The sequence below is a fragment of the Oceanobacillus luteolus genome (genome assembly GCF_023715655.1).
Classification (GTDB): Bacteria; Bacillota; Bacilli; order Bacillales; family Amphibacillaceae; genus Oceanobacillus; species Oceanobacillus luteolus.
The window spans coordinates 1-12,144 of sequence record NZ_JAMBON010000028.1; the positions used below are offsets into that span (position 1 = coordinate 1).

10 protein-coding genes are annotated in these 12,144 nt (G+C 41.5%); 6 read left to right on the forward strand and 4 right to left on the reverse strand.

Annotated features, from left to right (window positions below):
- Positions 1 to 159 precede the first annotated feature (159 nt).
- Positions 160 to 909, reverse strand: a complete 750-nt coding sequence (gene hemQ / locus M3210_RS14235; RefSeq protein WP_251515711.1) for a hydrogen peroxide-dependent heme synthase — start codon at positions 907 to 909, stop codon at positions 160 to 162.
- 182 nt (positions 910 to 1,091) lie between these two features.
- Between hemQ and pta the strand changes: the two genes are divergently transcribed.
- Positions 1,092 to 2,069, forward strand: coding sequence for a phosphate acetyltransferase (gene pta / locus M3210_RS14240; protein WP_251515713.1), 978 nt, complete (start codon positions 1,092 to 1,094; stop codon positions 2,067 to 2,069).
- Positions 2,070 to 2,415: 346 nt separating this feature from the next.
- Here the strand turns inward: pta and M3210_RS14245 are convergent, their stop codons facing one another.
- Positions 2,416 to 3,264, reverse strand: a complete 849-nt coding sequence (locus M3210_RS14245) for a lipoate--protein ligase family protein (protein WP_251515715.1) — start codon at positions 3,262 to 3,264, stop codon at positions 2,416 to 2,418.
- A gap of 80 nt (positions 3,265 to 3,344) precedes the next feature.
- On the opposite strand from M3210_RS14245, the gene M3210_RS14250 reads away from it, so the two are divergent.
- From M3210_RS14250 to M3210_RS14260, 3 genes are all read left to right on the forward strand, one after another.
- Positions 3,345 to 4,667, forward strand: a complete 1,323-nt coding sequence (locus M3210_RS14250; RefSeq protein ID WP_251515717.1) for an HD domain-containing protein — start codon at positions 3,345 to 3,347, stop codon at positions 4,665 to 4,667.
- Positions 4,657 to 5,154 carry a YwgA family protein gene (locus M3210_RS14255; protein ID WP_251515719.1) on the forward strand — a complete coding sequence of 166 codons (498 nt, stop codon included), beginning with the start codon at positions 4,657 to 4,659 and terminating at the stop codon, positions 5,152 to 5,154. Before M3210_RS14250 ends, M3210_RS14255 begins: the two co-directional genes overlap by 11 nt.
- Before the next feature lie 104 nt (positions 5,155 to 5,258).
- The gene (locus tag M3210_RS14260) at positions 5,259 to 5,771 is read left to right on the forward strand and encodes a YwhD family protein (protein WP_251515721.1); all 513 of its coding nucleotides are present in this window, start codon (positions 5,259 to 5,261) and stop codon (positions 5,769 to 5,771) included.
- Between the two features lie 186 nt (positions 5,772 to 5,957).
- Here the strand turns inward: M3210_RS14260 and M3210_RS14265 are convergent, their stop codons facing one another.
- A complete protein-coding gene (locus M3210_RS14265) occupies positions 5,958 to 7,979 on the reverse strand; it encodes a transglycosylase domain-containing protein (protein ID WP_251515723.1) in 2,022 nt (673 codons plus the stop codon).
- Between the two features lie 848 nt (positions 7,980 to 8,827).
- Positions 8,828 to 9,406, reverse strand: a complete 579-nt coding sequence (locus M3210_RS14270) for an NADPH-dependent FMN reductase (RefSeq protein WP_251515725.1) — start codon at positions 9,404 to 9,406, stop codon at positions 8,828 to 8,830.
- A 228-nt stretch (positions 9,407 to 9,634) separates the two neighbouring features.
- Here M3210_RS14270 and M3210_RS14275 point away from each other — a divergent pair, with 228 nt between their 5' ends.
- Together M3210_RS14275 and argS are read left to right on the forward strand one after the other, a co-directional pair.
- The gene (locus M3210_RS14275) at positions 9,635 to 10,072 is read left to right on the forward strand and encodes a YwiB family protein (RefSeq protein WP_251515727.1); all 438 of its coding nucleotides are present in this window, start codon (positions 9,635 to 9,637) and stop codon (positions 10,070 to 10,072) included.
- Positions 10,069 to 11,742: an arginine--tRNA ligase gene (gene argS / locus M3210_RS14280; protein WP_251515729.1), complete on the forward strand. Its 1,674-nt coding sequence runs from the start codon at positions 10,069 to 10,071 to the stop codon at positions 11,740 to 11,742. The genes M3210_RS14275 and argS overlap by 4 nt, the downstream gene beginning before the upstream one ends.
- The last annotated feature ends 402 nt before the right edge of the window (positions 11,743 to 12,144 follow it).

The following is a 12,144-nucleotide window of genomic DNA, read 5'->3' on the forward strand; positions in this document are numbered from 1 at the left end:
TATTTATGAAGCATTATAATGAAGAGCGTATTCAAGAAAAATTAGGCTACCAATCTCCAATAGAATTTCGTGGAATGGCAGCCTAAGAAGGTGTTTTATTATTGTCTCAAATTGCTATGTCAGTCTAGATGGAAGGCTTTTTTATAGACTAACTTCATATTAAACTTCAAAATAACCTGCAAAATCTTCTTCAGGTAGGTATGCTCCGATTATGAAGTCACCGAATTCGGCAAACTTAGTCGTCACTTCATCAAAACGCATTTCGTATACGATTTTTTTGAACTGAAGTGGGTCGTGGGCGAATAGAGTGACACACCATTCCCATTCATCCAAACCGATGGAACCACTGATGATTTCTTTCACTTTGCCAGCATATTTGCGGCCAGTCATTCCATGCTCATAAAGTAATCTTGTACGTTCCGCTTTGGAGATTTCAAACCAGTTCGCATGTTGCTCACGACGGCGAGCCATTGGATAGAAACATGCGTATTCCCATTTTGGCAGAATCGGTTTCAATCTTGCTTCCACCGCTGGGGAAAGCTCTCTGTCTTTTCCTTCTTGCATCGGATTATGCATAGTCATTTCCACGATGGATACATAAGAGTATGCAGGGATAAGGAAATCCCCCAGCTTAGAACGATTAATATCTCGTTTGATTTCTTCCAGCTCGTCCATTGTAGGACGTAGGAAAATAAATAACAGATCAGCTTTATTGCCGACCACTTTATAGACAGATTGACTTCCTTCTTTATTTTCTTCAACAGCATCCCATTTTTTCATGATTTCCTGAAATTCATTGATTGCTGCTTTACGTTCTTCTTCTGCGATCATTTTCCATGATGGCCAGTCAAAAGTGCGTGTATCATGTAGTTTGCACCAACCATCCATTGTTACTACTGCTTCAGCCATTCTATCTCTCCTAACATAATTGAATCTGCTTTCAATATAGCATAACTACCATATGTAATTCATCTTATAACTGTAGCTGTCAAACCTTTGTCAAATATCGGGTCAAATCAGTGGTTATTTCTTTCATTCATTAGCCAAATACCGTAAAATATTAGGTAAGACATCATAATGGAGGCGTTACAATGAGTGACTTATTCCAAGAGTTAAAACATAAAATTACTTCTGCAGACAAGAAAATTGTTTTTCCAGAAAGCCTGGACGAGCGAATCTTGGAAGCAGTATCGAAATTAAGTAAAGAGGGACTGCTGACACCTGTTTTAATTGGTGAAGAAAGTGCCATCCAGGAAAAAGCAAATTCCCTGTCATATGATATTAGTGGCTGTACGATAATCGCTCCTAATCATTATCCAGCTTTTGAAGAAATGGTAGAATCCTTTGTTGAGCGTCGAAAAGGAAAAGCTACGCCGGAACAAGCTCGTGAGGTTCTAAAGAATGAGAACTATTTTGGAACGATGCTTGTCTATCAAAATGAAGCGGATGGACTAGTAAGTGGCGCCGTCCACTCTACATCAGACACCGTTCGCCCGGCACTGCAAATCATTAAAACAAAGCCTGGGGTGAAGAAAACTTCTGGTGTATTCATTATGGTCAGAAATGAGGAAAAATATGTATTTGGCGACTGTGCCATCAATATTGCACCAGATGCAAATGACCTTGCTGAAATTGCAGTGGAAACTGCAGGGACTGCGAAGCTCTTTAATATCGACCCGCGAGTTGCCATGTTAAGCTTTTCTACAAAAGGCTCTGCGAAGTCAGAAGAGACAGAGCGGGTAATCGATGCGCTACAGATAGCCAAGGAGACTAACCCAGATCTTGTCATCGATGGAGAATTCCAATTCGATGCTGCCTTTGTACCAAGTGTTGCAGCTAAAAAAGCTCCAGATTCGGTCATCAAAGGAGATGCAAATGTATTTATTTTCCCAAGCCTTGAAGCGGGAAACATCGGCTATAAAATTGCCCAGCGCCTAGGTGGTTTTGAAGCAGTTGGGCCAATCTTGCAAGGACTTAACAGCCCCGTCAATGATTTATCCCGCGGGTGCAGCGCAGATGACGTGTACAAGCTCGCAATCATCACAGCAGCCCAAGCATTGGAAAGTTAATATCATATCAAAACGCATGGAACCAGCAGTTGGTTACATGTGTTTTTGTTTTGCTGAGACGTTGCTGGTTTAAATTCCTGGAAACTTGCTATTGGGAAGTGTTCGGTCAAATAAAGAGATTTTACTTTTCCGAAACCCTGCTTCCAAGGAGCGTTCGGGCAAATAAAGTGGCTTTACTTTCCCGAATTCCCGCTTATAAGAAGTGCTCGGTCGAATAAAGTGGTCTTACTTTCCTGAAATCCCGCTTACAAGATGTGCTCAGTCAAATAAAGCAGCTCTACTTTCCCTAATCCATGTCTACATGGATTGTTCAGGAAAATAAAGCTGCTTTATCTTATTCCAGGCATTAACGCTGGTCAATCCGCTCATTTCGCTTCAGCATTTGCTCATAGCGCTTTTCAAATGTTGCTTTCTCTTGCTCCGAGAACTCCTGCACGATAATTTCTTCGCTCAAATTCTCTAATGCGCGGTATACTCGACTTTTCACATCATCAACTGTCAGCGGGTGGTCGAGCAGATCGGATAGAGACCCCATCACTTCTGGAACAACTTCAGGATATACAAACTTCGTGCTTTCATCTCTTTTACTCAGCCTATAAAACTCTTGGATATGACGGGCGCGCTGTTGGCTATTGCCACGTACATCCAAATAAATTTGTGTCGCTGCTGCTTCCTTGATTCGACGCTGGGAGATACCGGCAAATTTTTTGCCATTAATACTTAAATCATAGTCCCCAGGACAGTAGGAGCCGACGATTTCATAAGCTTCGATTTCTCCTGTCAAATCTTGAAACATATGCTGGACAAAATGATACATCGCTTCATATGCATCGTGGATGGAAACATGCTGTACATCTGGTAATACCAAGGACAAATTAAGCACATCCTCGTCCAATGCTACCGCAAGTCCACCAGAATTACGGATAATGACTCGGTACCCTTGCTCCTGCAAGTAGGCGACCCCGTCGTCCAGAAAAGGTAGACGCCCGTCCGGAATTCCCAACACAATGGTACTCGGATGCTTCCATAGGCGAAAAGCAGGAGGGGATGCGCCGTTGCTCACTGCAGTTGCAATCGCATCATCTATCGCAAAAGAAGTCATTGCTGTATAAGGTTTCCCTTCAAATTCATGCAGAGCAGTGTGATCTATATAACGAAAAGTTTCATAACTTATAATTTCATCCCATTTTTTCATAGTTTTCTCCTTATCCTTTTTTCCTATCCAATTGTATTATATAATAAGTTAATAATCACCAAAAGAAACGGGTGGAAAAGTTGGCATATAAAGATGATCAATTATCAGAGGAGAAAGTATTTAAAGATCCAGTGCACCGCTATGTGCATGTGCGGGATCGTGTCATATGGGATCTGATTGCGACCCCGGAATTTCAAAGATTACGGCGCATTAAACAGCTAGGAACGACGCATCTGACCTTCCACGGTGCAGAACATAGCCGCTTCAACCATTCCCTCGGAGTCTATGAAATTGTCCGGAGAATCCTCAATAACTTCAAAGACCGTGAACATTGGAACAATGAGGAACGGTTACTCTGCCTTTGTGCGGCATTGCTTCATGACCTTGGACATGGACCTTTTTCCCATTCCTTTGAAAAAGTTTTCAAGCTCGATCATGAGTATTTCACCCAGGCCATCATTGTGGGCGATACGAAAGTAAATGAAATTTTGGAGAAAGTCAGTCCAGGTTTTGCGCGTAAAGTGGCAGACGTAATCGGAAAAACGTATGAAGATAAATTAGTCGTCAGTCTCATCTCCAGCCAAATTGATGCAGACCGGATGGATTACTTGCAACGTGATGCTTATTTCACTGGTGTCAGCTACGGTCATTTTGATATGGAAAGAATCCTCCGTGTCATGCGTCCAATCGAAGATCAGGTCGTCATAAAATCTACAGGTATGCATGCGGTGGAGGACTATATTATGAGCCGCTATCAAATGTACTGGCAAGTATATTTCCATCCTGTCACACGCAGTGCGGAAGTCATTTTATCGAAAATACTTCACCGTGCGAAACATTTATATCAAGATGTAGGGTATACGTTTAAATTAGAACCTATTCATTTCATTTCATTCTTTGAGGAAGATGTTTCCTTAGAAGATTATTTGAAACTGGATGAATCGGTTGTCCAATATTACTTCCAACTTTGGCAAGAGGAAGAGGACGAGATTCTAAGCGACCTGTGCGAACGTTTTATGAATCGCCGGCTTTTCAAATATGTCGAGTTCAATCCGAACTTACAAATTAATGATCTTCTGGAGCTTACGCAGTTATTTATGAAAGCAGGAATTGAGCCGGAATACTATCTAGTTGTAGATTCATCCTCCGATCTTCCGTATGACTTTTACCGGCCGGGAGAAGAGGAAGAGCGGCTGCCGATCCACTTGCAAATGCCGAATGGAAGCTTGAAAGAATTATCTCGGCATTCCGATATTGTTGAATCGATTTCCGGGAAAAAACGGACCGACCACAAATTGTATTTCCCACTGGACAAGCTGAAGGCCCTCACAGACAACGGATTAAAACGACAAATTATGGACATTCTTTACGGGCAAGGAGAGAGTAGAAAAAATGTTAATTAAACACGCAAAATTGATTCACTTTTTTTGTGTTGCCAATGAAGTAACCGGCCGAAAGAAATTGCAGAAGATGATCTATATTTTACAAAAAGCCGATTGTCCATTTGAGGAGAAATATCAATTTCATTTCTATGGACCCTATTCGGAAGAGTTGACGTTACGAGTCGAAGAGCTCTGTAACCTTGGATTTCTTACTGAAACAAAGGAAGATAAAGCGAACTACTTCCAGTATTGTTATCACGTCACACCGGAAGGCGAGAATTTCTTGAAGCAATTCACGCTCGACATGCCGGATATGATGGAAAAAGTGGATTTGCTGAAATCAAAAAGCTCGCGTTTTCTTGAACTTGTCTCTACTATTTTATACTTCGAAGATTTACCACAGCTTGAACAAGTAGAAAAACTGCACCAAGTGAAACCGAAACAAAACTTCTCGGATGAAGAGATAAAAGAAGCATATAAGTTTATTACACAGATTCGTGAGTTATAATTGGGATAAAGGAATAATGCCTTTCCCATTATGATGTGGGACAGGAAACACTGCTGTCCTGCTTTTTTATAGGAGTCAATTAGAGAGTGAAAGGAGTAATGACAATGACAAATGATCAAGAAAAAAAGAAAAATAGATTTACGATTATAAAAGATGATTCAACTGATGGACATGGAGGATACGGAGTGGGGGCAATCAGCTTAGAAAATATGTCTTCTGTCATCGTCGACCCGAATGAGAATAAAGCGTACGTTGATATGGGAGCGATGCATGCCCGCAGTGAAGTGGAGCGCCGCGTAAAGTGGATCCGAAATAAAGAAGAGGTACCAAATGGTAAGCTGTATTGGATCGTTTGGGTGAACCTTGATCGTAATGAGAAAGGCACGTATTATGCAGGGGTTGCCGGCAGTGAAATCCGCGTAGACCGGGAAATCAAGCGCGCCTACAAATCAATGGCAGAGCATGTGAAACATATGGAGCAGTCACTAAAAAATAAAATCGTCATCGACCATATGGATGAACATTCGAAAAAGTTGTTACGGGATTATCTCATTGAATTTAACGAAGAGATGTGGAATAACTCAACAGATGAATTAAAACAAGCGTTTGAACAGTGAGATTTGAACAAAATGTGACGAAAAAAGTAAAAAAACGTTAAAAAGTTGTGATTTAAGGTAGAAATTTGTAAAATATATTTAAATGGACATTTTTACTAGGACAAAAAAGAAACCAACAGTAGCTGAGCTGGACACTCGCTGCTCGTTGGTTTCTTTTTTGTAACAAACCTATTCAATTCGGGCGGTTCAGCCGAAAAACATTTGAAACCACTTTTTGAAAAATCCATCTTCCTCTTGGTCAGGATTGATTTGTGGCTCGCAATAATCCATTGGCTCTGTACCTTCCTCAAAGTACATGATTATATTCTCTCCACAGTAGGGAGTAGCACGCAATCCGGTTTCCAAATCAATCGGAACACCAACGACGCCATCTGGAACTGGAAAGTTTTCTTGAGGCTGGTCCTTATGGGCTGCCTCCATGACACGGGCCCAAATTTCTTTCGCATAAGTTGACTCTTGTACCAATTCAATCGTCCGGTTATCGTCATATCCTGTCCAAACCCCTGTTGCTATGGATGGGCTGTAACCAACCATCCAGTTATCCGAGGCAGTGGTACCGGACTTACCCGCATATAATCTCGACAATTGATTGGAAATCGGGCTACCTGTAACCGGCATATAACCATTCAACTTTGGCTCAAAAATCCCACTTAACAGATGGGTCAAAATAAAACTCGTCTTCTCATTCAATACCTGCTTCTGGCGCGGCTGCTCTCTTTCATAAATTACTCGATCATGTTTATCGATAATTTTTTCTATCGTATAGGGCGAAGTTTCTTTCCCGCCATTCCCCAGCATGCTATAAGCGTTAACCAATTCCTCCAGAGATACCGCCGCTGTGCCTAGGGCAAGGGACGGGACGGATGGCAGATCACCATCAATCCCGAATTTTTTCGCCGTTTCCACTAAACGATCGGTCCCCAAATAGATATTCGTCCGTACCGCATACACATTATCAGAAAGGGCAATCGCTTGAGCGAGATTGATCGGTTCGTAAGCGTAATAATGATTGAAGTTACTCGGTTCGTATATTTCACCGTTGTTCAATCTGAATGCCGTCGGCTTGCTCATCAGTTCCGTAAGTGGGGTATAACCGCTTTCCAGAGCGGTGTAATATAAAAATGGTTTAAAGCTTGATCCTGGCATACGTTCCGCACTCGTCGCCCGGTTGAACTCACTATTACGATAATTTTTACCTCCTGATAGGGCGAGCACCGCTCCCGTGTGGATATCCATTGAATAGATGGCCGTTTCAAGTTCTGTATCTTCTGGAATCACCTCGGGTATCACTTCTTCCAACTCGGTCTGGAGGTCCTCATCGAGTGTTGTATATAACCGATATCCACCTGAACGTATCTCTTCCTCAGGCAGTTCAAGGATGCCAGCCGCCTCGCTGATCGCTTGATCAAGAAAGTGTCCGGCAAACTCTTGGATCATCTTTTCTCCATTTGAATCGTATTCCAGTTTTTCATTAGCTGCCATATAATAAGTCGCATCGTCAATCACATTTCCACGCCAGAGGGTCTTGAGAATCAAGTCTTTCCTTGCAACGGCCTTCTCTTCGTTATTAAAGGGGGAATAGTGGGTTGGACCTTTAGGTATTCCAACCAACATCGCCGCCTCGGCATAAGAGAGATCTTCTTGGGATTTCCCGAAAAAATATTGACTCGCTGTTTCAATTCCATATGCTCCATGTCCGTAATAAATGGTATTTAAATAACCTTCCAATATTTCATCTTTTGTATAGTGCATTTCCAATTGAATCGTGTAAAATGCTTCCTTCAGCTTACGTACCCATGTCTTTTCATGGGTTAAATAGAGATTCCGAGCAAGCTGTTGAGTAATGGTACTGGCACCCTCGCGCAGCGAACCGGTCTGGATATTTTTTAAAATCGCTCCCCCGATCCGCTTAATATCAAATCCAAAGTGATCATAAAAATGTTTATCCTCAATGAGGATGGTTGTCGCAATTACTTTATCGGAAATGTCATCAAGCTCTATCCAAAAACGGTTCTCAAAAGCGCTCTCGACACCAATTATCTTTTCGTTATTACTATAAATCATTGTGTTTTGTTCGGTGCTCATTGGCGGAGGTCCCATCAAGTAACTTACCCCGAGCAATCCAATTACAGATAAGAGGACGACTGCAACCATGTAAAAACCTAACTTGAATATAATTCTTGGCAATCGTTTTTTTCGCCTTTTCACTTCTTCCAGCTCCCCTAATACTCGCTTTTCATCCAGTATGGGAAAATTAGGGAGAAAATAAACAATAATCCCTTGTTTTCTATTAGGAATGAGAATGGTGCAAGAGCTTCAGCTTAGGATGATTCACTCCGTTCGTGTTCTAATAAGTAGTCTAAGAGCATGAGTTAGGGAGAATTATTTATGCTTCGTGCTTTTGTAATTGATCTAAGAGCATGAGTGAGCAGAAATCTCCGCGGTTCGTGTACTTATAATTGTTCTAAGAGCATGAGTGGAAAGAATTCATTGTGGTTCGTGTTCCTATAATCGTTCTAAGAGCATGAATGAGCAGAAATTTCCGCGGTTCGTGTACTTATAATCGTTCTAAGAGCATGTACGAGAAGAATTTCCCGCGGTTCATGTTTTTATAAGTGGTCTAAGAACATGAATGAGAAGAATTTCCCGTGCCTCGTGTTCTAATAAGTAGTCTAAGAGCATGAACGAGTATAATTTTCCGCAGTTCGTGTACTTATAAGTATTCTAAGAGCACGAATGAGAAGAATTCCTCGTGCCTCGTGCTCTTATAAGTAGTCTAAGAGCACGAATGAGAAGAATTCCCTGTGATTCGTGTTCTTATAAGTGGTCTAAGAACATGAATGAGAAGAATTCCCTGCGCTTCATGTTCTTACAAGTGTTCTAAGAGCATGAACGAAAAAATTCTCCCGTGGTTCATGTTCTTACAAGCATTCTAAGTACACGAATGAATAGCTTCCGTCTATCATTCCGTTCTTATATACCAAATAAGGACACGAACAAGAGGTATTCTCTTCCGTTCGTGTCCTTAACTTTTACTAGAGCTGGATTGAGTTACCTTATACTTCCACAGCTGTTTTTTCTCTAACTGTTTTCAATGCCGTAGACCATGTAACAACTTCATCCAGCATGGTGTTGATTGTAGCTTCATGATACGGTGCTGGATTGAATACGCTCATATCCTGGAAGTCAGTGAATAAGCTTAATCCCGGTTGTGTACCGACTACCGCCACATTTGGAACGGATAATGCCAAACGCAGATTGTTTGCGGCAGTCACGCCGAGGGTGGATCCGTAGCCGACGATTCCTGCTGCTTTGTTATTCCATTCAGGATAGAGGTAATCAATTGCATCTTTTAATGATGAAGTGATTGCTTTGTTGTACTCCGGTGTAATGAAAACAAATCCATCAAGCTCATCAATCTTTTTTGACCAGACTTTCGCTTCCGGTGCTTGGTAATCTTGAGACATGATCGCTGGAACTGGCTCGTTGAATGGTGGCAGGTTATAATCTTTAATATCCACTAATTCATATTCCGCATCTGTTCTTTTGTCGGCAATGGATTTCACCCATTCTGCCACTTGTGTATTTACTCTTCCTTGTCTCGTACTTCCTGTAATAATTCCAATCTTAACCATTTGTATTCCTCCTAAGTAATTTGTTTTGTTGTATTTGCTTGTAATTCAATCCTAGTACATAATTAAACTGCCGGAAACTAATGGTTTTTCATTTTTGTTGTTTATCCAACATAAATCAAAAATTGTTTGAAAAGTTCCGTAGAATAGGGAACAATACATATTTTTATTGATAAGCTTGCTATTTTATCGATATAATAGTTACATTATCTAAAAAGGAAAGTCGATAACATGAATGAGCCAAAAAAACGAGTAGCTGTTGAATTGAAGACGACGATTCAAGATGCTGCCGATAAAGAAATGAACGCAGTAAAGGCCAATGGTGTCTTTATACAGAGTGCTGGAAGGGATGTCTTGTCCTATAAAGAAAAAGTTGATGATATGGATATCACTACGATGATTACGATTCAACAAGAAAAAGTATCGATTAAACGAAGTGGGGCAGTCTCCATGCATCAACAATTTCGTCTTGGACAGTTGACGGAGAATGTCTACAAACATCCCCATGGCAACATCCATATGGAAACTTTTACAAATACAATCGTGTATGAACAGCTTCAACCTAGTAAATCTGCGCGATTGAGACTGAAATATACGGTGAAGTTAAACGGACAGGATGAAAGAAATCATATGTTAGAGCTATTTATTAAAGAGGAGGACTCTGAATGAACGTATTAGAACAAACAGAGCAGCAGCTGAAACAGGAAATTGCTCAAGCAGTGCTTACAGCAGGACTTGCTAGCAAGGAAGAGCTTCCTGAAGTGATTTTGGAAAAACCAAAAGATAAATCCCATGGTGATTTTGCAACGAATATCGCAATGCAACTAGCCCGGATTGCTAAAAAAGCTCCACGACAAATTGCGGACGATATCGTGAAGGAAATCAATCAAGAAGAAGCATCCATTGAAAAAATTGAAATTGCTGGACCAGGATTCATCAACTTCTTCATGAAAAATGACTTCCTGCAACAAATTATTCCAACGGTCTTGGAACAAGGGGAAAATTACGGCAGATCGAATGCCGGAAATGGGGAACGGGTACAAGTGGAATTCGTATCGGTGAACCCAACTGGAGACCTGCATCTTGGTCATGCGCGTGGAGCGGCTTACGGAGATGTGCTTTGTAATGTGTTCGATGCAGCTGGATACAATGTTGAACGGGAATATTATATCAATGATGCTGGAAGCCAAATTGATAATCTCGGTTTATCTGTTGAGGCGCGTTATTTACAGGAACTCGGTCAAGATGTCGAAATGCCAGAAGATGGCTATCATGGTCAAGTCATTATCGATATGGCAAAAGCGATTATTGAAGAAGACGGCGATAAATGGCTGGAGAAATCCCATCAAGAGCGTTTGGAATATATGAAGGAATATGGCTTAAAAGCTTCCTTGAAAAACATTGAACGCGACTTAAAAGATTTCCAAGTCGAGTTTGACAATTGGTTTTCAGAGCGTTCTCTTTATGAAGATAATCAGATTCAGGATGCGATCAAGAAGCTGGAAGAAGGGGACTACGTCTATGAAAAAGATGGGGCAACGTGGTTCAAGTCTACCGCATTCGGTGAAGACGACAAAGACCGTGTCATCATCAAACAAGATGGCAGTTACACATACCTGACTCCAGATATTGCGTATCATAAAAATAAATTAGATCGTGGTTTTGATAAAATCATTAACGTTTGGGGCTCTGACCACCATGGTTATGTTGCCCGGATGAAAGCTGCAATTCAAGCTTTAGGATATTCAGCAGACAAGTTTGATGTAAAAATCATTCAAATGGTGAATCTCTTCGAAGGCGGCGAAAAGGTCCGCATGAGTAAGCGTACTGGAAAAGCGGTCAGCCTCCGTGAATTGATGGACGAAGTGGGCATTGATGCGACGCGCTACTTCTTCGTTTCCCGTTCGAACGATTCCCAGCTTGATTTTGACATGGACCTTGCACGTTCCCAGTCCAATGAAAACCCGGTATACTACGTACAATATGCCCATGCTCGGATCTGTACGATGTTGGAGCAGGCGAAAAATAAAGGCTTTGATGTTGATGCGGAGTTTAATCCTGAAATTTTAACAGCTGAAAAAGAGCAGGATTTATTAAAGAAACTTGGTGAATTCCCACAAACAATCGCTGACGCGGCGGAAAAACATGCACCACAACGTCTAACAAATTACGTGTTCGAGCTAGCATCATTACTTCATAGCTTCTATAACGCTGAAAAAGTACTCGATGCCGACGCTCAAGAACGTACAACTGCAAGAATAGCTTTAATGAAAGCAGTCCGAATTACCATCGCCAATGCATTGAATCTAATTGGTGTAACTGCACCAGAAAAAATGTAATTTAAATAAAAAGCCAAATCATTTCCTAGGGGGGGATGATTTGGCTTTTTTGGGCTTCATTCCTATTGGAGGTCCGCAGTACAAATACCTCTCGCTTTCCGCGGGCGGCTGGGAAGCCTCCTCGCGAGCAAGCTCGCTGTGGGGTCTCCCCTAAGCCTTTCCTCCCGCAGGAGTCTCGAGATATTTGGACTGCTCTCTGCTAAAATCAATAATGGCATTTTGATTATATAAGGCAATAGCGCTACTTGTAAGTAAAAATATCGTATGAATTAGATAAGTAAATTTATTCATTACGCTAAATAACAGAAATACCTGGGAGCAGCCCCCGATACACCGGAGACTCCTGTGGGAGCAGAGGCATCGGTGAGACCCCACAAGGCGCTTGCGCCTGAGGCAGACTAA

Excerpts from the sequence above, each read along its gene's own strand:
- hemQ (WP_251515711.1), bottom strand. The coding sequence starts at position 909 with ATGGCTGAAGCAGTAGTAACAATGGATGGTTGGTGCAAACTACATGAT.
- pta (WP_251515713.1), top strand. The coding sequence starts at position 1,092 with ATGAGTGACTTATTCCAAGAGTTAAAACATAAAATTACTTCTGCAGAC.
- M3210_RS14245 (WP_251515715.1), bottom strand. The coding sequence starts at position 3,264 with ATGAAAAAATGGGATGAAATTATAAGTTATGAAACTTTTCGTTATATA.
- M3210_RS14255 (WP_251515719.1), top strand. The coding sequence starts at position 4,657 with ATGTTAATTAAACACGCAAAATTGATTCACTTTTTTTGTGTTGCCAAT.
- M3210_RS14260 (WP_251515721.1), top strand. The coding sequence starts at position 5,259 with ATGACAAATGATCAAGAAAAAAAGAAAAATAGATTTACGATTATAAAA.
- M3210_RS14270 (WP_251515725.1), bottom strand. The coding sequence starts at position 9,406 with ATGGTTAAGATTGGAATTATTACAGGAAGTACGAGACAAGGAAGAGTA.
- M3210_RS14275 (WP_251515727.1), top strand. The coding sequence starts at position 9,635 with ATGAATGAGCCAAAAAAACGAGTAGCTGTTGAATTGAAGACGACGATT.
- argS (WP_251515729.1), top strand. The coding sequence starts at position 10,069 with ATGAACGTATTAGAACAAACAGAGCAGCAGCTGAAACAGGAAATTGCT.